At 69.6% G+C, this 19,480-nt stretch carries 24 protein-coding genes; 17 read left to right on the top strand and 7 right to left on the bottom strand.

The window, feature by feature from the left end; translation table 11 throughout:
- Positions 1-60 precede the first annotated feature (60 nt).
- Positions 61-414, top strand: a complete 354-nt coding sequence (locus AB7878_RS12405) for an ArsR/SmtB family transcription factor (protein WP_369494670.1) — start codon at positions 61-63, stop codon at positions 412-414.
- 63 nt (positions 415-477) lie between these two features.
- Positions 478-1,479: a type I glyceraldehyde-3-phosphate dehydrogenase gene (gene gap, locus AB7878_RS12400; protein WP_369494669.1), complete on the top strand. Its 1,002-nt coding sequence runs from the start codon at positions 478-480 to the stop codon at positions 1,477-1,479.
- A gap of 168 nt (positions 1,480-1,647) precedes the next feature.
- On the opposite strand, the gene fdxA is transcribed toward gap, so the two are convergent.
- Positions 1,648-1,971 carry a ferredoxin FdxA gene (fdxA, locus tag AB7878_RS12395; protein WP_369494668.1) on the bottom strand — a complete coding sequence of 108 codons (324 nt, stop codon included), beginning with the start codon at positions 1,969-1,971 and terminating at the stop codon, positions 1,648-1,650.
- A 201-nt stretch (positions 1,972-2,172) separates the two neighbouring features.
- Here fdxA and ccoN point away from each other — a divergent pair, with 201 nt between their 5' ends.
- From ccoN to AB7878_RS12355, 8 genes are read left to right on the top strand one after another with little or no spacing between them, the layout of a single operon-like run.
- Positions 2,173-3,639 carry a cytochrome-c oxidase, cbb3-type subunit I gene (ccoN, locus tag AB7878_RS12390; protein WP_369494667.1) on the top strand — a complete coding sequence of 489 codons (1,467 nt, stop codon included), beginning with the start codon at positions 2,173-2,175 and terminating at the stop codon, positions 3,637-3,639.
- A gap of 2 nt (positions 3,640-3,641) precedes the next feature.
- Positions 3,642-4,289, top strand: a complete 648-nt coding sequence (ccoO, locus tag AB7878_RS12385; protein WP_369494666.1) for a cytochrome-c oxidase, cbb3-type subunit II — start codon at positions 3,642-3,644, stop codon at positions 4,287-4,289.
- Entirely contained in the window at positions 4,286-4,465 is a 180-nt protein-coding gene (locus AB7878_RS12380) for a cbb3-type cytochrome oxidase subunit 3 (protein ID WP_369494665.1), read from the top strand. Before ccoO ends, AB7878_RS12380 begins: the two co-directional genes overlap by 4 nt.
- Positions 4,462-5,373: a cytochrome-c oxidase, cbb3-type subunit III gene (gene ccoP, locus AB7878_RS12375; protein ID WP_369494664.1), complete on the top strand. Its 912-nt coding sequence runs from the start codon at positions 4,462-4,464 to the stop codon at positions 5,371-5,373. Before AB7878_RS12380 ends, ccoP begins: the two co-directional genes overlap by 4 nt.
- Positions 5,354-5,578, top strand: coding sequence for a hypothetical protein (locus AB7878_RS12370; RefSeq protein WP_369494663.1), 225 nt, complete (start codon positions 5,354-5,356; stop codon positions 5,576-5,578). The genes ccoP and AB7878_RS12370 overlap by 20 nt, the downstream gene beginning before the upstream one ends.
- The gene (locus AB7878_RS12365) at positions 5,575-7,800 is read left to right on the top strand and encodes a heavy metal translocating P-type ATPase (protein WP_369494662.1); all 2,226 of its coding nucleotides are present in this window, start codon (positions 5,575-5,577) and stop codon (positions 7,798-7,800) included. Before AB7878_RS12370 ends, AB7878_RS12365 begins: the two co-directional genes overlap by 4 nt.
- Positions 7,797-7,994, top strand: a complete 198-nt coding sequence (ccoS, locus tag AB7878_RS12360; protein ID WP_369494661.1) for a cbb3-type cytochrome oxidase assembly protein CcoS — start codon at positions 7,797-7,799, stop codon at positions 7,992-7,994. The genes AB7878_RS12365 and ccoS overlap by 4 nt, the downstream gene beginning before the upstream one ends.
- The gene (locus tag AB7878_RS12355) at positions 7,991-8,398 is read left to right on the top strand and encodes a group III truncated hemoglobin (RefSeq protein WP_369494660.1); all 408 of its coding nucleotides are present in this window, start codon (positions 7,991-7,993) and stop codon (positions 8,396-8,398) included. The genes ccoS and AB7878_RS12355 overlap by 4 nt, the downstream gene beginning before the upstream one ends.
- Positions 8,399-8,491: 93 nt before the next feature.
- Here the strand turns inward: AB7878_RS12355 and tpx are convergent, their stop codons facing one another.
- The 5 genes from tpx to AB7878_RS12330 form a co-directional block, all read right to left on the bottom strand.
- The gene (gene tpx, locus AB7878_RS12350; RefSeq protein ID WP_369494659.1) at positions 8,492-8,992 is read right to left on the bottom strand and encodes a thiol peroxidase; all 501 of its coding nucleotides are present in this window, start codon (positions 8,990-8,992) and stop codon (positions 8,492-8,494) included.
- Positions 8,993-9,023: 31 nt separating this feature from the next.
- Entirely contained in the window at positions 9,024-9,476 is a 453-nt protein-coding gene (locus AB7878_RS12345; protein ID WP_439653793.1) for a CopD family copper resistance protein, read from the bottom strand.
- 10 nt (positions 9,477-9,486) lie between these two features.
- Positions 9,487-10,725, bottom strand: coding sequence for an NnrS family protein (locus tag AB7878_RS12340; RefSeq protein ID WP_369494657.1), 1,239 nt, complete (start codon positions 10,723-10,725; stop codon positions 9,487-9,489).
- Between the two features lie 191 nt (positions 10,726-10,916).
- Positions 10,917-11,678: a cyclic nucleotide-binding domain-containing protein gene (locus tag AB7878_RS12335; protein ID WP_369494656.1), complete on the bottom strand. Its 762-nt coding sequence runs from the start codon at positions 11,676-11,678 to the stop codon at positions 10,917-10,919.
- A 115-nt stretch (positions 11,679-11,793) separates the two neighbouring features.
- Complete coding sequence (locus AB7878_RS12330; RefSeq protein ID WP_369494655.1) at positions 11,794-12,570, bottom strand: ferredoxin--NADP reductase; 777 nt, start codon at positions 12,568-12,570, stop codon at positions 11,794-11,796.
- Between the two features lie 201 nt (positions 12,571-12,771).
- Here AB7878_RS12330 and AB7878_RS12325 point away from each other — a divergent pair, with 201 nt between their 5' ends.
- From AB7878_RS12325 to AB7878_RS12305, 5 genes are all read left to right on the top strand, one after another.
- Positions 12,772-13,521: a TMEM175 family protein gene (locus AB7878_RS12325; RefSeq protein WP_369494654.1), complete on the top strand. Its 750-nt coding sequence runs from the start codon at positions 12,772-12,774 to the stop codon at positions 13,519-13,521.
- Between the two features lie 40 nt (positions 13,522-13,561).
- Entirely contained in the window at positions 13,562-14,554 is a 993-nt protein-coding gene (gene dusA, locus AB7878_RS12320; RefSeq protein ID WP_369494653.1) for a tRNA dihydrouridine(20/20a) synthase DusA, read from the top strand.
- 82 nt (positions 14,555-14,636) lie between these two features.
- A complete protein-coding gene (locus AB7878_RS12315; protein WP_369494652.1) occupies positions 14,637-14,969 on the top strand; it encodes a PepSY domain-containing protein in 333 nt (110 codons plus the stop codon).
- Positions 14,969-15,661: a response regulator transcription factor gene (locus tag AB7878_RS12310; RefSeq protein ID WP_077483026.1), complete on the top strand. Its 693-nt coding sequence runs from the start codon at positions 14,969-14,971 to the stop codon at positions 15,659-15,661. The genes AB7878_RS12315 and AB7878_RS12310 overlap by 1 nt, the downstream gene beginning before the upstream one ends.
- A 94-nt stretch (positions 15,662-15,755) precedes the next feature.
- Positions 15,756-17,036: an ATP-binding protein gene (locus tag AB7878_RS12305; RefSeq protein WP_439653824.1), complete on the top strand. Its 1,281-nt coding sequence runs from the start codon at positions 15,756-15,758 to the stop codon at positions 17,034-17,036.
- A gap of 115 nt (positions 17,037-17,151) precedes the next feature.
- Here the strand turns inward: AB7878_RS12305 and AB7878_RS12300 are convergent, their stop codons facing one another.
- Complete coding sequence (locus AB7878_RS12300) at positions 17,152-17,502, bottom strand: hypothetical protein (RefSeq protein ID WP_369494650.1); 351 nt, start codon at positions 17,500-17,502, stop codon at positions 17,152-17,154.
- Between the two features lie 182 nt (positions 17,503-17,684).
- Between AB7878_RS12300 and AB7878_RS12295 the strand changes: the two genes are divergently transcribed.
- Together AB7878_RS12295 and AB7878_RS12290 are read left to right on the top strand one after the other, a co-directional pair.
- Positions 17,685-18,674: a biotin--[acetyl-CoA-carboxylase] ligase gene (locus tag AB7878_RS12295; RefSeq protein WP_369494649.1), complete on the top strand. Its 990-nt coding sequence runs from the start codon at positions 17,685-17,687 to the stop codon at positions 18,672-18,674.
- The gene (locus AB7878_RS12290; protein WP_369494648.1) at positions 18,671-19,411 is read left to right on the top strand and encodes a type III pantothenate kinase; all 741 of its coding nucleotides are present in this window, start codon (positions 18,671-18,673) and stop codon (positions 19,409-19,411) included. Before AB7878_RS12295 ends, AB7878_RS12290 begins: the two co-directional genes overlap by 4 nt.
- The last annotated feature ends 69 nt before the right edge of the window (positions 19,412-19,480 follow it).

Here is a 19,480-nt window from a genome sequence, read left to right as displayed (position 1 = left end):
AGACGTGCGCTGCATCATATTAGTTTTTGCTAATTTAGCAAGGCATGGCACAATGCCGCCATGAAGACCGCGACCGATCCCGCCCGCATGCGCGTCCACGCCGGCGAAGCCAGCGAGCTGCTGAAGGCGCTGGCGAACGAGCAGCGCCTGCTGATCCTGTGCCACCTTTCCGAAGGCGAGCTGGCGGTGGGCGAACTGCTGGAGCGGCTGGCGCTGGGCCAGTCGGCGCTGTCGCAACACCTGGCGAAGTTGCGCGAGGCGGAACTGGTGCAGACCCGCCGCGAGGCGCAGGCGGTGTATTACCGCCTCGCCGCGGGTCCGGTACAGGTCTTGATGGCCACCTTGCACGACATCTATTGCGGCAAACCGGCGCACGGCCGCGCCGAACGGACAGCCAAGCCGGTTTCCCGCTAAAATCACGGCTTTCCGGCCGCCGCGCGCGGCCACCTTCCCCGTCGCATTGGAGGACGCTGTCCCATGACCATCAAGGTCGGCATCAACGGCTTCGGCCGCATCGGTCGCAACGTGCTGCGCGCAGCGGTGCAGAACTTCGGCAAGGACATCCAGATCGTGGCGATCAACGATCTGCTGGAGCCGGACTACCTCGCCTACATGCTGCGCTACGACTCGGTGCACGGCCGTTTCAAGGGCGATGTGGCGATCGAGAACGGCCAGCTGGTGGTCAACGGCCAGAAGATCCGCCTCACCGCCGAGCGCGACCCGGCCAACCTGAAGTGGGGCGCGGTGGGCGCCGACGTGGTGATCGAGTCCACCGGCCTGTTCCTCGACAAGACCACCGCGCAGAAGCATCTCGACGCCGGCGCGAAGAAGGTGATCCTATCCGCCCCGTCCAAGGACGACACGCCGATGTTCGTCTATGGCGTCAACGACAAGACCTACAAGGGCGAGGCGATCATCTCCAACGCCAGCTGCACCACCAACTGCCTCGCGCCGATCGCGAAGGTGATGCACGACAAGTGGGGCATCAAGCGCGGCCTGATGACCACCGTGCACGCCGCTACCGCGACGCAGAAAACGGTTGACGGCCCGAGCAACAAGGACTGGCGCGGCGGCCGCGGCATCCTGGAGAACATCATCCCGTCCAGCACCGGCGCCGCGAAGGCCGTGGGCGTGGTGATCCCCGAACTCAACAAGAAGCTCACCGGCATGAGCTTCCGCGTGCCGACCTCCGACGTCTCGGTGGTCGACCTCACCTGCGAGCTGGAGAAGCCCGCCACCTACGCCGAGATCTGCGCCGAGATGAAGGCGCAGTCGCAGGGCGCGCTGAAGGGCATCCTCGGCTACACCGAGGACAAGGTGGTCGCCACCGATTTCCGCGGCGAGACCTGCACCTCGGTGTTCGACGCCGACGCCGGCATCGCGCTGGACTCCACCTTCGTCAAGCTGGTGAGCTGGTACGACAACGAGTGGGGCTATTCGAACAAGTGCCTGGAAATGGTGCGCGTGGTGGCCGGCTGAACTTGACGGTCACGTGCGACAAAAAGCCCGCGAAAGCGGGCTTTTTGTCTTCCTGGGAGCCAGGACGCCAGTAGGAGCGCACCCTGTGCGCGAATGCTTTTGCAAGCACCTAGCGAAAAGCCGTTCGCGCACAGGGTGCGCTCCTACAAGTCGTTCGCGGGCTACCGCCTAGCGCTTCAACAACGGCAGCTTGTCCGGCACGCCGTCCCAGCGCGCGGCGTCCTCCATCGCCGGAATCTTCTTCGCCAGCACCGGCCACTCGCGCGCCAGCTCGGCATTGAGCGCGAGGAAGCCCTCCTGCCCCGCCGGCACGTCGAGCTCGGGGAAGATCGCGCCCACCGGGCACTCGTCCACGCACAGCGTGCAGTCGATGCATTCGTCGGGGTCGATCACCAGGAAATTCGGCCCTTCGTGGAAGCAGTCCACCGGGCACACCTCGACGCAATCGGTATGCTTGCAGTTGATGCAGTTCTCGGTGACGACATGGGCCATGGAGCAGCGCCTGAACCGGTTTCTTCACGTCCGCACAGCATCGCTTGCTGCAACCATGGCGGCCATGACCTGGATCAGGCTGCCGTGTCCAGAGGGGGACCGGCCACGCCTGACGGACAGATTGCCGCAGCCGCCTGACTGCGGTCATCGCGGCGCACAGGTGCAGCCGGGACAATGACCACACCGAAACTGGGGACACCCATGCCCAACACCGAGTATTACAACGACAAGGTCGTGCGCCAGTTCCTGCTGGCCGCGGCGGTCTGGGGCATCATCGGCATGTCGGTGGGCGTGTACATCGCCGCCGAGCTGATGTGGCCGGCGCTCAACTTCGACCTGCCCTGGATCACCTTCAGCCGGCTGCGCCCCGACCACACGTTCGGCGTGATCTTCGCGTTCGGCGGCTCCGCGCTGATGGGCACCTGCTACTACGTGGTGCAGCGCACCGGCCACGCCCGGCTGGCGCTCGACCGGCTGGCCGGCTTCACGTTCTGGGGCTGGCAGATCGTCTGCGTGCTGGCGATGGTGTCGATGCCGCTGGGCCTCACCACCAGCAAGGAATACGCCGAGCCGGAATGGTGGATCGCGCTGTTCACCGCGGTGGTGTGGGTGAGTTTCGGCGTGGTGTTCTTCGCCAGCCTGGCGCGGCGGCGCATCAAGCACATCTACGTGGCGAACTGGTACTACGGCGCCTTCATCATCGCGGTGGGCCTGCTGCACGTGGTCAACCACCTGTCGCTGCCGGTGTCCTGGACCAAGTCCTACCCGATCTACTCGGGCACGGTCGACGCGATGGTGCAGTGGTGGTACGGCCACAACGCGGTGGCGTTCTTCCTCACCGCCGGCTTCCTCGGGATGATGTACTACTTCGTGCCGCGCCAGGCGCAGCAGCCGCTGTGGAGCTACCGCTTCTCCATCGTCAATTTCTGGGCGCTGATCTCGGTCTACATGTGGGCCGGCTCGCACCACCTGATGTACACCGCCCTGCCCGACTGGGTGCAGTCGGTGGGCATGGCGTTCTCGCTGGTACTGCTGATGCCGAGCTGGGGCTCGGCGGCGAACGGCCTGCTCACCTTCAACGGCTCGTGGAGCAAGGTGAAGACCGACCCGGCGGTGAAGTTCATGGTGATGGCGCTGGTGTTCTACGCCGCCGCCACCTTCGAAGGCTCGATGATGGCGATCAAGACGGTGAACTCGCTGTCGCACTACACCGACTGGACGATCGCCCACGTGCACTCCGGCTCGCTGGGCTGGGTGGCGATGATCACGATCGGCTCGCTGTACGCGATGGCGCCGCGCGCACTGGGCCGCCCCGCGATGCATTCGGTGCGCGGCATGAACGTGCACTTCTGGCTGCACATGGCCGGCACCCTGCTGTACGTCGGCGCGATGTGGACCGCCGGCGTCACCGAGGGCGAGATGTGGCGCGCCACCCTGCCGGACGGCTCGCTGAAGTACGGCTTCCTGGACAGCCTGATCGCGATCAAGCCGATGTACCTGATCCGCTGGTTCGGCGGCGTGCTGATCCTCTCGGGCATGTGGGTGATGGCGTGGAACCTGTGGTACACCGCTGCCGACGCCCGCGCCCGCATCATCAAGCCGATCCCGGTGCCGATCCCGGAGCCGGAACCCCACCAGATCCCGGCCCCGCTGCCGGTGGTAGGTTGATCATGGCCTACAGGCATTTCGAAGCGATCGAGAAGCACGCCGGCCTGCTCGGCATCGGCATCGCGATCATGGTCTCGCTGGGCGGACTCGCCGAGATCACCCCGCTGTTCGTCGAGGCGCATTCGCTCAAGGCGCCGGCGAACGTGCATCCGTACGATCCGCTGCGGCTGGCCGGCAAGGACGTCTACGTGCGCGAGGGCTGCTACCTCTGCCACTCGCAGATGATCCGCGCGCTGCGTTTCGAGACCCAGCGCTACGGCCACTACTCCACCGCCGAGGAATCGGTCTACGACCGGCCGTTCCAGTGGGGCTCCAAGCGCACCGGGCCCGACCTCGCCCGCGTGGGCGGCAAGTACTCCGACGACTGGCAGCGCATGCACCTGATGAATCCGCGCAGCGTGGTGTCGGAGTCCAACATGCCCGGCTACCCGTGGCTGGCGAAGGCCGGCATCGACGGCGCCGACATCCAGGCGCGCATGCGCGTGCTGCGCAAGCTGGGCGACCCGTACAGCGACGCCGACATCGCCGCCGCGCCGGAGGCCGTCAAGGGCAAGACCGAGATGGACGCGCTGATCGCCTACCTGCAGGGCCTGGGCATCAAGAACGAACCGACCGCCGCGGCGCCGGCCAGCGATGGAGGTGCGCCATGAGTCCGTTCTGGGGTCACCTGGCCGGCGTGATGATCGTGCTGATGATGGTGAGCTTCATCGGCATCTGGATCTGGGCCTGGCGCAAGTACCACAAACCCGTGTTCGACCGGATGGCGCAACTGCCGATGCAGGACGACGATCCCACTGTCGACCCGACACAGGAGAAGGCGCGATGAGCACCGGCTGGTCGTTGTGGGTGATGTTCCTGGTGGTGTTGAACCTCGGCATCACCTTCTTCCTGTTCCTGTGGGGACCGCGCGCGAAGATCCCCACCCAACCCGACGGCACCAGCGGCCACGTGTGGGCGCACGGCGTGCTGCGCGAGGGCGTGCGGCGACTGCCGATGTGGTGGATCCTGTTCTCCGGCGCGATGTTCGTGGCCGCCTTCATCTACCTCGTGCTGTACCCCGGCTTCGGCAACCACAAGGGCGCGCTGGGCTGGACCTCGCACGGCCAGCTGGCCGGCGAGCAGGCCGCCAACGAGGCGAAGCTGGAGCCGCTTATGCAGCGCTTCGCGCTGTACACGCCCGAGCAGCTGGCCGGCGACCCTGCCGCGCGGCAGCTCGGCCAGGTGCTGTTCGAGGACAACTGCGCGGCCTGCCACCAGCGCAGCGGCAAGGGCAACCAGCAGCTCGGCGCCCCCGACCTCACCGACCAGGACTGGCTGTACGGCGGCAGCGGCAAGGACATCACCACCTCGATCCACGACGGCCGCGCCGGCGTGATGCCGCCCTGGGCCAGCCTCGGCGAGCAGACCGTGGACAATCTCGCGCAATACGTGCTGAGCCTGTCCGGCGCGCCGCACGACGCGAAGATGGCGGCCGCCGCCGAACCGATCTTCAAGGCCACCTGCACCGCCTGCCACGGCCCCGACGGCAAGGGCAACCCGGCGCTGGGCGCGCCCAATCTCACCGACCACATCTGGCTGCATGGCGGCACGCTGGCGGACATCACCAAGTCCATCCACGACGGTCGCCAGGGCCACATGCCGAACTGGGACAAGCGCCTCAGCGATGCGCAGATCCACGTGCTGGCGGCCTACGTCTACCACCTGTCGCATCCCGATGTCGGCGCCGCGGACTGAATCGTCGCAGGCCGGGGCTGGCGGCCAGTGGTACCGGCAGCCGATCCTGTGGCTGGGCGTCGCGGTGTTCATCGCCTCGCTGGCGGGTTGCATCTGGATCATCACGGTGAGCGCGCGCCACGCCGACGTTCCACTCGAGACCTCGCACACCGTGTTCGGCGTGCCCGCCAGCGCGCGCAGCAGCCACCGCGCGGACGCACCATGAATGCGCACGCCGTCTGGACCCATCCGCTGCTGCTCGCCCAGGTGCTGCGGCCGCGGCGCGACGGCCGCAGCGAAGTGGCGCTGCGCGTGGACGCGCTGGCCGAACCGCGCCGCGCACTGGCGCTGGAACAGGCGATCCGCGCCTTGCCCGGCATCGAGCGCGTGGCGATCCTCCCCGCCGCCCGGCGCCTGCGCGTGGTGTGGGACGCGCGCCGGCTCTCGCTGGATGCCCTGGTCGAACGCTGCGCCGCGCTGCACTGCCCGGCCCAGCCGCTGCCCCACGACGACGCCGACGACGTGCGCGCCGCCGAGCTGCACGATGCGCTGAAGCGCCTGCTGGTCGCCGGCATGTGCATGATGCAGGTGATGACCTACGCCTTCGTCATCTACATCGGCGCGGTCGACTTCGTGGATTTCACCACCCGCGGCCTGTTCCGCTGGCTGGGCTTCCTCACCACCATCCCGCTGGTGGCCTATTCCGCCCGCCCCTTCTTCACCGGCGCCGTGCGCGAGCTGCGCGAACGCCGGCTCGGCATCCACCTGCCGGTCGCATTGGCGGTGGCGCTGGTGTTCCTCGCCAGCGCGGTCAACACGTTGCGCGGCGCGGGCGAGATCTACTTCGACTCGGTGAGCATGTTCGTGTTCCTGCTGCTGGTCGCGCGCTACGTGGAGCTGCGCGCGCGTCACCACGGCAACGCGCAGGGCGACGCCGCGATCGATGCCGCGCCGCTGCTGGCGCAACGCATCGCCGCCGACGGCACGCTGGAAACCGTGCCCGCACTGGCGCTGCGCGCCGGCGACCGCGTGCACGTCGCCGAAGGCGCCACCGTGCCCGCCGACGGCGTGCTGGAAGCGGATTCGGCGCGGCTGGACGAGGCCCTGCTCACCGGCGAATCGCGCCCCGTCCTGCGTCGCCGCGGCGAACGCCTGGTGGCCGGCAGCGTGCTGCTGGATGGCCCCGTGCCGCTGCGCGTGGAACACAGCGGTGCGGCAACCGTGGTGGCGCGCATCGGCGCGCTGGCCGCCCGCGCCCGCGCGGCGCGCAGCTTCGCCACGGCCAGCGACCGCGACATCGCCCGCTTCGTGGCGCGCGTGCTGCTGCTCACCGCGCTCACCGCGCTGGGCTGGCTGCTGGTCGATCCCGCCCGCGCGTTCGACGCCGCGCTCGCCGTGCTGGTGGTGGCCTGCCCCTGCGCGTTCGCGCTCACCGCGCCGGCCGCCTTCACCCGCGCGCTGACCGCGCTGGCGCGCCGTGGCGTGCTGGTGACCGATGCCACCGCGCTCACCCGCCTCGCGCACGTGGACACCGCGCTGTTCGACAAGACCGGCACGCTGGGCGTGCCGCGGCTGGAGCTCGCCGGCATCGAACCGCTGCGCGGCGATGCCCGCGAGGAAGTGCTGGCGCTGGCCACCGCGCTGGCCCGCGAAAGCTCGCATCCGATGGCCCGCGCGCTCGCCGACGCCGCCAGCCGGCTGGGTCCCGCGCGGCAGGCCGAGCGGGTCGAGGCCGTGGCCGGCGCCGGGCTGCGCGGCACGGTGGTCGGACGCGCGCTGCGCCTGGGCCGCGCCGACTTCGCGCTGGGTCACGCGCTGGCCATTGAGCGCCAGCGCGATGTCCTGCTGCTGGCCGACGCCGACGGCGCCATCGCCGCCTTCCGCCTCGCCGAACGTCCGCGCCACGACGCGCAGGCCACGCTGGACGCGCTGCGCACCGACGGCATCGCACCCTGCATCGCCAGCGGCGACACGCCGGAACGCGTGGCCGCGCTGGCCCAGGTGCTCGGCATCGCCGACTGGCGCGCACGCCAGAGTCCGGACGACAAGCTGGCCCGGTTGCGCGAACTGCGCGCGGCAGGCCACGTGGTGCTCGCGGTGGGCGACGGCAGCAACGACGCGCCGATCCTCGCCGGCGCCGATGTCTCCGCCGCGCTGGCCGGCGGCACCGGCCTCGCCCAGGCGCAGGCCGACCTGCTGCTGATGGACGACCGTCTCGACGGCCTCGTCCGCGCCCGCGGCATCGCGGGCGAGGTGCAACGCATCGTGGCGCAGGGCCGGCGCTGGTCGCTGGCCTACAATCTGTGCGCGGTGCCGTTCGCCGCGTTCGGTTTCGTGCCGCCGTGGCTGGCCGGCATCGGCATGTCGCTCAGCTCGCTGGCGGTGGTGCTGAACGCGCTGCGCGCCGGCCGCGACGGCAACGAACCGCGACAGGAGCTGCGCGCATGAACATCCTGCTGGTGCTGATCCCGGTGACCGCCCTGGTGGTGATCGTGGGCGTGGCGCTGTTCTTCTGGGCGGTGAACCACCAGCAGTTCGACGACCTCGACACGCCCGGCACCTTGCCGCTGCTGGACGAACCCGCCGCGGACGCAACGACGGCCCCGGCCGAAAACCCGACAAGCACGACAAGCAAGCCATGAACACGCTGGACGAAACCCGCATCGCCGCCCTGGTCGACCGCTTCTACGACAAGGTGCGCGCCGATCCCGCGATCGGTCCGATCTTCAACGCCGCCGTGCACGACTGGCCCGAACACAAGCGCCTGCTCACCGCGTTCTGGTGCTCGGTGGCGCTGCGCGCGGCCAGCTACCGCGGCAATCCGATGGCCGTGCATCGCGGCCAGCCGGCGATCCGCACCGAGCACTTCGTGCGCTGGCTGGAGCTGTGGCGCGAGACCACGCTGGAAGTGCTGGATGCGGAGGACGCCATGCAGATGCTCGACTACGCCGAACGCATCGGCCGCAGCCTGCGCATGGGCATGGGCCTGCCCGACCGGCTGGACGCGCGGCCGCTCGGCATTCCGGTGGTGGGCATCCGCTCCTGAACCGCGCCTTCGCGGCGCCACGCATGCAGAAGCCCGCCGGTCACCCGGCGGGCTTCTGCATGTGCATGTACGGCAAGTTGCGCGGCGGGTTGCTCAGCCCAGCGCCTTCAGCGCCGCGTCGTAGTTCGGCTCATGCGTGATCTCGTCCACCAGCTCCGCATGGATCACCTTGTCGTGCGCGTCCAGCACCAGCACCGCGCGGGCAGCCACGCCTGCCAGCGGGCCGTCGGCGATCGCCACGCCGTAGTCGCGGAGGAACTCGCGCCCGCGCATCAGCGACAGCATCTGCACGTTCTGGATGCCCTCGGCGCCGCAGAAGCGGCCCTGCGCGAACGGCAGGTCGGCGGAGATGCACAGCACCACGGTGTTGGTCAGCTTCGCCGCCAGCTCGTTGAAGCGGCGCACCGAGGTGGCGCACACGCCGGTGTCCACGCTGGGAAAGATGTTCAGCACCTTGCGCTTGCCGGCATGGTTGGCCAGCGTGACCTCGGACAGGTCGCCGCCGACCAGATGGAACGCCGGCGCCTGGCTGCCGACCGCCGGGAAGCTGCCGTCGACGCGTACCGGCTGACCCTTGAAATGGACTGTGGACATGACGCACCTCGTGATGGGTGGGGAAATCGGCCTACAAGTAGAACATGGTCTTGGCCAGAAAGACGATGGCCGCCATCAGCGCCAGCACGATGCGATGCGTATGGCGGAAGCGGCAGGCGTTCATCTTCCCGCGCGCGCCCGCCCATACCGCGTTGACGAACACGCCCAGCACGCCGAACGCCAGCACCACCTTCAGCAGCAGGAACCAGCCGAAGCGCGTCGTGCCGATGCAGCGGATGCCGTTGCAGCGCAGGTCGAACAACAGGCCGCCGCTGACGAACAGCAGCACCACCACGTACGGCATGTAGCGGCGCACCCGCGCCATCACCGCAGCCTCGACCTGCTGCATGGTGGCAATGTCGAATCGCTCGTGCAGCGCCTCCAGCACGAACACCTCGAACGCCGCCGCGCCCACGAACACGATGGCGCAGGCCAGGTGCACCAGCACGATCCACGGGTAATACGGCGAGATCAGCTCCTGCACGGACATCTCCTCAACCTGGCTTGCCGTCCGCGCGCGGCGTGAGGTAGATCCACGCCGACCGCAGCACCCACGGCAGGAACGCCAGCAGCCAGCCCGCGCCGGCGATCACCAGCCACAGATAGCGGTCGCCGCCCAGCTCGGCGCGGATGCGCACGCACGCCACCAGTTGCAGCAGCACGAAGCACAGCCACGGCACCGGGTGCATCTGCAGCGGCCGGCCGGAATGGCCGTGGGTGACGCGGGTCACCATCGCCACCAGCATCGAGCCGAAGAAGCCGATCGCCAGTGCGTGCAGCGGCGCCAGGCCGAGCACCCGTTCACCGCGAATCGCCAGCGCCAGATCCTGCACGCAGAACAGCACGAAGGCGACCGGCAACCAGGTGAAAGCGATATGCAGCACGCCGAGCAGGCCCGGATGCAGGCAGCGCCACGGCTTCCACATCAGCCAGTGCGCGGCGAACACCGCGGCCAGCGGCAGATCGCAGAGCCACAGCCACTGCGGCAGGCCGGCCCAGTCCAGCAAGACGTGCGCCAGCAGCAACGCCCACGCCACCGGCAAGCTCCACGCCGGCCGCCACATCGCGTAGCCGGCCACCATGTTCTTGCTGAAGAACGGCAGCATGCGATGGCAGACCGTGAAGTACACCGGCAGCAGGAAACTGAACGTGCCCAGCTTCACCGCCAGCCAGGCCACGTCCGGCGACACGCCGGGAATCAGCAACCAGGCGAGGAACAGCACCAGCCCCAGCGTGCCCACACCGAACGCCGCGAGGCACGACCAGCCGTGCCGGTTGCGGTCCGCCGCCTTCGCCAGCACGCCGGCCAGCGTGCCCACCCCCACCAGGTAACCGGCCAGCATCACCACGAGGCCCAGCTTCAGCAGCCACGGCAGGCCGAGCAGGCCGAGCGTGCCCAGCACGTAACCGCCCAGCACGCCGCCGGCCACCGGCAGGTAGCGCCGCGGCGACACTTGCGGCCCGTCCATCCAGCGCGGAAAGGTGGTCATCAGGAAGCCGAACATGAAGAGGGGAAACAGGCCGTACTGGATCAGCATGGCGTGCCCCCATACCGGCGGGATCGTGGGCTGCGGCCAACGCACCCAGCCGAAGCGCAGCGCGGCCAATTCCAGCGTCCACCAGGTCATCGTCAGCAGCACCGCCACGGTGCCGGCGAGGAACAGGGGCCGGTGCGGTGCGGCCGCGAGCAGGGTGGCGGGGTCGTTCGCGGCGGCGGAGGTCGAAGCGTCCATGGGAGCCTGGCAATGACAATCGTTCCCATGCTGACAGGATGCGCACCACACGGCCCTGACTTGGATCAGCCGCCTGCGGCGCCGCTCGTAGGTCGGGATTCATCCCGACAACGCCACCCCATGCCGGCGTCATGTCGGGATGAATCCCGACCTGCGGACACAAGGCCACCCGCGCCGGGATGAATACCGACCTAATCCGGCAGCAGGCTGGCGCCGAGTTCGCGCAAGCTGTCCTCGCGCAGCAGCACCAGTTCGCGGCCTTCCAGCGCGATCAGCCCCTGGCTGCGGAACCGCCCCAGCACCCGGCTCACGGTCTCGGCAGCCAGTCGCAGGTAGTTCGCGATGTCGCCGCGCGACATGCTGAGGTGGAAGCGTGTGGCGGGCAGGCCACGCGCCGCGTAGCGCGATGAGAGGTCGATCAGGAACGCGGCCATGCGCTCGTCCGCGCTGTGGTCGCCGGCCAGCAGCGACACCGCGCCCAGCTCCTTGCTGATCAGCCGGAACAGGTGCTGCTGCACCGCCGGCTGACGCGACGCCAGCGCACTCATCGCGGGGAAGGAGAAGCGGCAGAACTGGGTGTCTTCCAGCGCCACCGCGTCGCAGGGGAAATGCTCGGGGTAGATCGCGTTGAGCCCCACCACCTCGCCGGGCAGGTAGAAGCCCAGCACCTGCTCGTTGCCGTCGCGGTCGAACATCCGCGTCTTCACCGAGCCGAAGCGCACCGCATAGATCGCGCGGAACGGGTCGCCGGTGCGGAACACGTGCTCGCCCGCGCGGAACGGGCCCACGTGTTCGACCAGGCAGTGCAGTTCGAGCAACTCCGGCTTGCCGTAGCCCACCGCGACGCAGGCCTCGGCGAACGCGCAGCTGGAACAGAATCGCGTGGCATCGCCGTCGTCGGTGATCGCTTGAGGCACCAGGCGCAGTCGTCCGGTCGGGGGGCTTGGTGGCATGGCGGCTCGCACCGTGTGGGTCGGCATGTGGTGGACCCATGCATGATACGCATGCCGCCGCGGTGCCGCGAGTTTCTGCGGCGACACGCCACTGCCCGCGGGACGTGTTCGTCCGCTATTTCTCCACGAACGCCCGCTCGACCACGTAGTCGCCCGGCTCGCGGGTGCGCGGCGAGGCCTGGAAACCACGGCCGTCGAGCAGGGCGCAGAGGTCGTCCAGCATCGCCGGGCTGCCGCACAGCATCACGCGATCGGTTTCCGGGTTCAGCGGCGGCAAGCCGGTGACGGCGCCCATCATGCCGTCGGCGATCGCGTCGGTGATGCGGCCGCGGTTGCGGAACGGTTCGCGCGTCACCGTGGGGTAGTAGACCAGTTTCTCGCGCGCCAGCTCGCCGAGGTATTCGTGCCGCGGCAGCTCGTGTTCGAGGTAATGCGCGTAGGCGAGATCGTCGACACGGCGCACGCCGTGCGCCAGCACGATCTTCTCGTAGCGCTCGTAGGTGTCGGGGTCGCGGATGATGCTCATGAACGGCGCCAGCCCGGTGCCGGTACCGAGCAGGTAGAGGTGCTTGCCGGGCTTCAGGTCGGTGAGCACCAGGGTGCCGGTGGGCTTGCGCGTCACCATCAGCGGATCGCCGGGCTTCAGGTGCTGCAGGCGCGAGGTGAGCGGGCCGTTCGGCACCTTGATCGAGAAGAACTCCAGGTGCTCCTCCCAGCTGGCGCTGGCGATCGAGTAGGCCCGCATCAAGGGACGACCGTCCAGCTCCACGCCGATCATCACGAACTGCCCGCTGTCGAAGCGGAAGGACGGATCGCGCGTGGTGCGGAAGGAGAACAGGTTGTCGTTCCAGTGCTGCACGTCGATCACGTGCTCGGTTGCCATCGCTACCATGGGGTCGTCTCGGAATGCAGGTCGGGGATCACCGCGCCGCCGCGCATGGCGGCAGCGTGACTCGCGTGGGAGGGCGTGGGCCGATGAACCTGGCGAGTGGCCGCGCGGGGTCGCGGCAGTGCGCCATTTTACGCGATCCGTGCCATCGCCGCCCGCCGCGTTCTCCGGCATCATGCGGCAGTCCGAATCAGGGAAGCGAACATGGAACCGAACGCCGCACCCGCCGTGTGCGAACACCACGTCCACCAGCGCCATTTCGACCGCCTGGTGATGCTCGCCGACGGTGTGTTTGCGATCGCGCTGACCCTGTCCGCGGTGGAACTGCGGCCGGAGGCGAAGCCGGGCCAGACCCTGCTGCAGGTCTGGGGTGCGCCGCTGCTGGTGTATTTCCTCAGCTTCTACCTGATCGCCGGCGTGTGGTACCAGCATCGCCGCGCCATGGCGCAGCTGCGCCGCATCGACGCGCCGCTCACCGTGCTCACCATGCTGCTGCTCAGCCTGGTGGCGCTGGTGCCGGTGCTGATCCGCAACATGATCACCGGCGGCATCCTCTTCGAAGTACCACTGGGGCCGGGGATCCACGCGATGGTCACCGGCGGCAGCCTGCCGGGCAGCTTGCCGGCAGGCGGCACAAGCCTTGCGCACGTCCCGGTGTACGCGTTCTCATTGAACGGCTTCGTGCCGTACGTGCTCGTCATGCTGATGATCCAGTTCTGCCTCACCGTGGCCTGGGGCTATGCGGCCTTCGTCGCCAGGCTGGCGCCCGACCTGTCGCCCGCACGCGCCAGGGCCTGGCTGCTGCACGACCTGTTCCTCACCACGATCTGGGCCATGCTCACCGCCTGGGGCCTGTCCATGCCTTGGCTGGCGGTGGTACTGCTGGTGGTGGTCGTGGCCCTGCGCATGGCCGAGAGGCGCATGCGGCATGCGGCAACGGCCGCCGAAGGCTGATTTCCACCGCATCATGCCGATACGGGACAATGGCGGCCTGATGACCGCCCTGCCCACCTATCCCGATCCCGCCGACTGGCGCCTCTCCGTCGCCCCGATGATGGACTGGACCGACCGGCACTGCCGCTACTTCCATCGCCTGCTCTCCCCGCACGCGCGGCTGTACACCGAGATGGTGACCAGCGCGGCGCTGGTGCGCGGCAAGCAGCTGCGCCTGCTGGAACACAGCCACGAGGAACATCCGGTGGCGCTGCAGCTGGGCGGCAGCGAGCCGGGCGAGCTGGCCGAGGCGGCGCGCCTTGGCGCGGCGGCGGGTTACGACGAGATCAACCTCAACGTGGGCTGCCCTTCCGACCGCGTGCAGTCGGGCCGCTTCGGCGCCTGCCTGATGTACGAGCCGGCGCTGGTGGCCGACTGCGTGAAGGCGATGCGCGACGCGGTGGCCGTGCCGGTGACGGTGAAGTGCCGCATCGGCGTGGACGAGCAGGACGACTACGCCGACCTGCAGCACTTCACCGAGACCATGCTGGAAGCCGGCGTCGGGGTGCTGGTGGTGCACGCGCGCAAGGCCTGGCTGAAGGGCCTGTCGCCGAAGGAGAACCGCGAGATCCCGCCGCTGGACTATCCGCGCGTGCACCGGCTCAAGCGCGAATTCCCCGAGCTGGTGGTGGCGATCAACGGCGGCATCACCACGGTGGAACAGGTCGAGGCGCAGCTGGCCAAGCTGGACGGTGTGATGCTGGGCCGCGCCGCCTACCACGATCCGTACCTGCTCGCCCGGCTCGAACACGCGCTGTACGGCACCCCGCTGCCCGGCCGGGACGACGTGCTGCGGCGCCTGCGCCCCTACGTCGAGGCCGAGCTCAAGCGCGGCACCGCGCTCAAGCACATCACCCGGCACCTGCTCGGTCTGTACCAAGGCGAACCGGGCGCGCGCGGCTTCCGCCGCGTGCTCAGCGAGGGCGCGCACCTGCCCGGCGCGGGCTGGGCGCTGATCGAGCAAGCCATGGCCCCGTTGGGGGCGGTGGCGTGACAGCGGTCGCCCGTCCGGTCACTATTCAGCCCTGCTCGCCCAAACTGAACGGCCAGAGACAGATCGTGGTCGAAGCATGGCTATGAAGGCCCATCGAATCCTCCCGCTGTTCGCGCCGCTGGCGCTGACGCTGACGCTGGGCGCGAGCCCGGCGGCATGGGCGCAGGCCAAGCCCAAGGACCTCAGCCTCGGCGAGGCCGTGAGCCGGGCACAGCAGGAAACCAGCGGCCAGGTGCTGTCGGCCGACTCGGTGCGCCGGGACCGCCGCACCGAGTACCGCGTCAAGGTGCTCACGCCACAGGGCCACGTGCGGGTGATGACGATACCCGCCAGTGGCGGCGACAGTATCCGGCCAACCTCCCCGTCAACCCGCAACCCGCCCGCCCGGCGTCCCGGCGGCAAGGAGAAACACTGATGCGCATCCTCTTGGTGGAAGACGAGGCCCCGCTGCGCGAGACGCTGGCGGCACGACTGAAGCGCGACGGCTTCGCCGTCGACGCGGCGCAGGACGGCGAAGAGGCGCTCTACCTCGGCCGCGAGGTGCCGTTCGATCTCGCCATCATCGACCTGGGCCTGCCGAAGATGTCCGGCATGGAGCTGATCAAGGCGCTGCGCGAGCACGGCCAGCGCTACCCGGTGCTGATCCTCACCGCGCGCGGCGGCTGGCAGGACAAGGTGGAAGGCCTCAAGCAGGGCGCGGACGACTACCTGGTCAAGCCGTTCCACGTCGAGGAACTGCTGGCGCGCATCAACGCGCTGGTGCGCCGCGCCAGCGGCTGGTCCAAGCCGGTGCTGGCCTGCGGCCCGATCAAGCTCGACACCACCGCGCAGACGGTGACGGTGGAAGGCAAGATCGTCGACCTCACCAGCTACGAGTACAAGGTGCTGGAATACCTGATGCTGCACGCCGGCGAACTGGTCTCCAAGGCCGACCTCACCGAGCACATCTACCAGCAGGACTTCGACCGCGATTCCAACGTGCTGGAAGTCTTCATCGGCCGCCTGCGCCGCAAGCTGGACCCGGAAGGCGCCCTCAAGCCCATCGAGACCGTGCGTGGACGCGGATACCGCTTTGCCATCCCCCGCACCGACGGCGACGACGAGTGAACCCGCGGCGCGCCGCCCGCTTTCGCTGGCGGCGCGCTCGGCCATCACCACCGGTTTCGTGCTGGCCGCCTTCCTTGGCCTGGTCGGCGTGGTCATGTCCGTCACCAAGCAGCAGAGTGCGCTGAACAACCTGCAGGGCCAGCTGCGCGACGCCGCGATCACCGACATCATCACCCACACCGACGCCAACCGCGACGGCCGCCTGCTGCCGCCCGACTCGCCGCCGCAGAAGTTCTCCCAGCCCGGCTCCGGCCTGTATGCGGTGATCCTCGGGCCGGACGGCTACCACTGGGAATCCACCTCGGCGATCGGCCACGACTTCCGCTTCCTCAAGCCGCTGCCAACGGGCGAGCAGGTATTCACCGGCCCCGTCGAGACCCGCATGGGCCGGCTCTACTACTACGCGATCGGCGTGGCGTTCGACTTCCCGGGCCGCAAGTCCACCCCCGCCACCATCATGGTGGCGCAGACCGAGCAGCAGCTCGAAGGCGAGAACGCGGTGTACCGGCGCACGCTGGCGCTGTGGCTGTCGGTGCTGGGCGTGATGCTGATCGTGCTGCAGCTGCTGCTGCTGCGCTGGAGCCTCACCCCGCTGCGCAAAGTGGCCAGCGAGATGAGCCAGGTCGAGCGCGGCGACAGTGACCATCTGGACAGCCAGTATCCGCTGGAGCTGACCGGCCTCACCGAGCGCATCAACGCCTTCATCGACAGCGAGCGCGAACAGCGCACGCGCTACCGCCACACCCTCGCCGACCTCGCGCACAGCCTGAAGACGCCGCTGGCGGTGATCCGCTCGCAGCTGGAATCGGCCAGCGACGAACCCACCCGCCGCGGCGTGCTCGACCAGGTGCGTCGCATGGACGAGCTGGTCGCCTACCAGTTGGCGCGCGCCGCCACCTCGGGCCGGCAGACCTTCGCCATCGCGGTGCCGATCGCCAGCCACGCCGAGGACCTGGTGCAGAGCCTGGAGAAGGTCTACGCCGCGAAGAACGTGCTGTGCGAATTCGACATCGCCGACGGCGCCTCCTTCCACGGCGAGCTGAACGACCTGCTGGAGCTGATGGGCAACCTGCTGGAAAACGCGTTCAAGTGGACGCGCCACCACGTGCTGCTGGTGGTGCAGAAGCAGCCGCAGCCCGGCCGCGGCCGCCCCGGCCTGCTGATCAGCGTGGAAGACGACGGCCCCGGCATCGCCGCGGACAAGATCGAGAAGGTGCTGCAACGCGGCGTGCGCGGCGACGAGCGCGTGCAGGGCCACGGCATCGGCCTGTCCATCGTGCAGGACATCGTGCGCGCCTACCGCGGCGAGTTGACGGTGGATCGTTCGCCCGACCTGGGCGGGGCGCGCTTCAGCGTGAAATTGCCGCCAGAGTAGGAGCGGCTTCAGCCGCGACTGGCTTCAAACCGCGACTGGGCGGCGGGACGGTGGTAGCAGGAATCGCGGCTGAAGCCGCTCCTACGCCGCTCCTACGCCGTTCCCTGCGCCGCTCCTACTGGATCGAACCGGGCAACAGCGACTGCCAGCCCAGGGTGGCCGGCCGTGCGCTGGTGGGGGCGGAGATGCGGCCGCCGTGTTCGCTGCCGCCGGCCGCGCCGCCGCTGCCGCGGATGTCGGTGTCGCTGGCATCACTGGTGTCGCTGCCGTGCCGGGACGAGGAGGGGCAATCGCGGTTGAGGCCCAGCGCATCACCGCCACTGGTGCTGCCGGCGTCGCGGGCGTTGCTGTCGGCGGCGCCGTGGCTGCCGGCGGTGATGTCACGGGCATCCATGTCCGTCGCCATGGCGCTGCCCATGCCGGCCAGGCCGATCAGGCAACCGATCATCCAGTGTCTGGCACTCATGGCATGCAACCCCTTGATCCACAAGCGAGGCCGTCGATGGTCTCAGAAATGCGCCAGCGCTGCCAGTGCCACTGCCGCCGGCTGTGGCGCCCGGCTAGAATCCGCCGGATGCGTGTGACTTCCCCTCTTTCCTGCCGCCGCCGCGCCATCGCCGCCCCGACCGGCTTCCGGGCGGCCCGCTGATGCAGCCTGCCGAACTGCTGGCCGAGCTGGCCGCGGGCAATCCGCTGTCCGGCGTCGAACTGGCCGCCAACGCCGGCGTGACCCGCGCCGCGATATGGAAACAGATCGAGGCGCTGCGTGCGCGCGGCGTGCCGATCGAGGCCGGCGGCGCGGGCGGCTACCGCCTGCCCTGGTCGATCCAGCTGCTGGACGCCGCGCGCATCCGCGCCGCCCTGCCCGCCACCGTCGCCAAGCGGCTGGGCGCGCTGGAGGTGCACTGGGAGCTGGACTCCACCTCCAGCGAGCTGCAGCGCCGCGGCGCCGCGGTGCCGGATCTCGCCATGGTGCTGGCCGAAACGCAGAGCGCCGGCCGCGGCCGCCGTGGTCGCACCTGGCTGTCGCCGCCGGGCCTGAACCTCTACCTGTCCTGCCTGAAACGCTTCGACACCGGCTTCGCCGCACTGTCCGGGCTGTCGCTGGCGCTCGGCGTCATCGTGCTGCGCACGCTGGAAGCGCTGGGCATCGCCGGCGCGGGCCTGAAATGGCCGAACGACGTGCTGGCCGCCGCGCCCGGCCACGCGCCCGGCAAGCTGGCCGGCATCCTGGTCGAGCTCAGCGGCGAATACCAGGGACCGTGCGCTGCCATCATCGGCATCGGCCTCAATCTGCGCCTCACCGACGCGTTGCGTGCACAGGCCGGCCAGCCAGCCTGCGATCTCGCCACCCTGGCCGGCGGCACGCCACCGGACCGCAACCGCACGGCGGCCGCGCTGATCGCCGCGCTGGCCGCGGGTCTCGCGCAATTCGAGCGCGACGGCTTTGCCGCCTTCGCCGACGAGTACGCTCGCCACGACTTGCTGCGTGACCGGCCGCTGCGGCTCAGCGGCGCCGGCGGCACACGCGACGGCATCGGCGCCGGCGTGGACGGCCGCGGCGCCCTGCTGCTGCGCCTGCCCGATGGCGAACTGCAGCGCATCGACAGCGCCGACATCACGGTGCGCCGCGCATGAGGCGGCTTCTGCTCGATCTCGGCAACACCCGGCTGAAATGGGCGCTGCGCGACGGCGACGACTGGCGCGCGAACGGCGCGGTGGCGTGGAACGAGAACGTGGCGGATGCACTCGCCGAAGCGTGGTCGTCCCTGCCGCAGCCGGCGGCGGTATTCGGCGCCTCGGTCGTCGACGCGCCACGCGAGGCGCAGGTCGCCGCCAGCGTCGCCGCCGCGTTCGGGCGCGAGCCGCGCTGGCTGCGCACGCCCGCCGAAGCCTGTGGCGTGCGCAACGCCTACGCCGAACCGCAAAAGCTGGGCGTGGACCGCTTCCTCGCGATGGTCGCCGCCCGCGCCGACGGCCTCGCGCCCTGCGTGCTGGCGGGCGTGGGCACCGCGCTCACGCTGGACGCGCTGGCCACCGACGGCCGCCATCTCGGCGGCCTGATCGCGCCGGGACCGCGGCTGATGCAGCAATCCCTGCTCGGCGCCACCGCGCAGGTACGGCCCGCGCAGGCGGGCACGATCGTCGAGGCGGCGGACAATACCGCCGACGCGGTGGCTTCCGGCTGCTGGCTGGCGGCGGCGGCGCTGATCGAGCGCTTCGCGGCGCGCATGGCGCCGGCGCTGGGTGGCGCGCCCGCGTTGCGCCTCGGCGGCGGCGACGCGGAGGCGCTGCTGCCCCTGCTCGCCGCGCCGGCGCAACTCGCGCACGACAGCGTGCTGCACGGTTTGGCGGTGTGGGCCGCGGCACAATGAGCGACGCTCCGCCTCGTCGTCATTCCCGCGCAAGCGGGAATCCAAATGACCGGTCAATGGATGCCCGCT

It is taken from the genome of Rhodanobacter humi, assembly GCF_041107455.1.
In the GTDB taxonomy this organism is placed as follows: domain Bacteria; phylum Pseudomonadota; class Gammaproteobacteria; order Xanthomonadales; family Rhodanobacteraceae; genus Rhodanobacter_A.
The sequence above is the reverse complement of the archived record's forward strand: the minus strand, read 5'-3'. Positions and strand labels throughout refer to the sequence as shown.

Bases quoted from the DNA above. Each gene is read 5' to 3' on its own strand.
- AB7878_RS12405 (WP_369494670.1), top strand. From the start codon at position 61: ATGAAGACCGCGACCGATCCCGCCCGCATGCGCGTCCACGCCGGCGAA.
- gap (WP_369494669.1), top strand. From the start codon at position 478: ATGACCATCAAGGTCGGCATCAACGGCTTCGGCCGCATCGGTCGCAAC.
- fdxA (WP_369494668.1), bottom strand. From the start codon at position 1,971: ATGGCCCATGTCGTCACCGAGAACTGCATCAACTGCAAGCATACCGAT.
- ccoN (WP_369494667.1), top strand. From the start codon at position 2,173: ATGCCCAACACCGAGTATTACAACGACAAGGTCGTGCGCCAGTTCCTG.
- ccoO (WP_369494666.1), top strand. From the start codon at position 3,642: ATGGCCTACAGGCATTTCGAAGCGATCGAGAAGCACGCCGGCCTGCTC.
- AB7878_RS12380 (WP_369494665.1), top strand. From the start codon at position 4,286: ATGAGTCCGTTCTGGGGTCACCTGGCCGGCGTGATGATCGTGCTGATG.
- ccoP (WP_369494664.1), top strand. From the start codon at position 4,462: ATGAGCACCGGCTGGTCGTTGTGGGTGATGTTCCTGGTGGTGTTGAAC.
- AB7878_RS12370 (WP_369494663.1), top strand. From the start codon at position 5,354: ATGTCGGCGCCGCGGACTGAATCGTCGCAGGCCGGGGCTGGCGGCCAG.
- AB7878_RS12365 (WP_369494662.1), top strand. From the start codon at position 5,575: ATGAATGCGCACGCCGTCTGGACCCATCCGCTGCTGCTCGCCCAGGTG.
- ccoS (WP_369494661.1), top strand. From the start codon at position 7,797: ATGAACATCCTGCTGGTGCTGATCCCGGTGACCGCCCTGGTGGTGATC.
- AB7878_RS12355 (WP_369494660.1), top strand. From the start codon at position 7,991: ATGAACACGCTGGACGAAACCCGCATCGCCGCCCTGGTCGACCGCTTC.
- tpx (WP_369494659.1), bottom strand. From the start codon at position 8,992: ATGTCCACAGTCCATTTCAAGGGTCAGCCGGTACGCGTCGACGGCAGC.
- AB7878_RS12340 (WP_369494657.1), bottom strand. From the start codon at position 10,725: ATGGACGCTTCGACCTCCGCCGCCGCGAACGACCCCGCCACCCTGCTC.
- AB7878_RS12335 (WP_369494656.1), bottom strand. From the start codon at position 11,678: ATGCCACCAAGCCCCCCGACCGGACGACTGCGCCTGGTGCCTCAAGCG.
- AB7878_RS12330 (WP_369494655.1), bottom strand. From the start codon at position 12,570: ATGGTAGCGATGGCAACCGAGCACGTGATCGACGTGCAGCACTGGAAC.
- AB7878_RS12325 (WP_369494654.1), top strand. From the start codon at position 12,772: ATGGAACCGAACGCCGCACCCGCCGTGTGCGAACACCACGTCCACCAG.
- dusA (WP_369494653.1), top strand. From the start codon at position 13,562: ATGACCGCCCTGCCCACCTATCCCGATCCCGCCGACTGGCGCCTCTCC.
- AB7878_RS12315 (WP_369494652.1), top strand. From the start codon at position 14,637: ATGAAGGCCCATCGAATCCTCCCGCTGTTCGCGCCGCTGGCGCTGACG.
- AB7878_RS12310 (WP_077483026.1), top strand. From the start codon at position 14,969: ATGCGCATCCTCTTGGTGGAAGACGAGGCCCCGCTGCGCGAGACGCTG.
- AB7878_RS12305 (WP_439653824.1), top strand. From the start codon at position 15,756: ATGTCCGTCACCAAGCAGCAGAGTGCGCTGAACAACCTGCAGGGCCAG.
- AB7878_RS12300 (WP_369494650.1), bottom strand. From the start codon at position 17,502: ATGAGTGCCAGACACTGGATGATCGGTTGCCTGATCGGCCTGGCCGGC.
- AB7878_RS12295 (WP_369494649.1), top strand. From the start codon at position 17,685: ATGCAGCCTGCCGAACTGCTGGCCGAGCTGGCCGCGGGCAATCCGCTG.
- AB7878_RS12290 (WP_369494648.1), top strand. From the start codon at position 18,671: ATGAGGCGGCTTCTGCTCGATCTCGGCAACACCCGGCTGAAATGGGCG.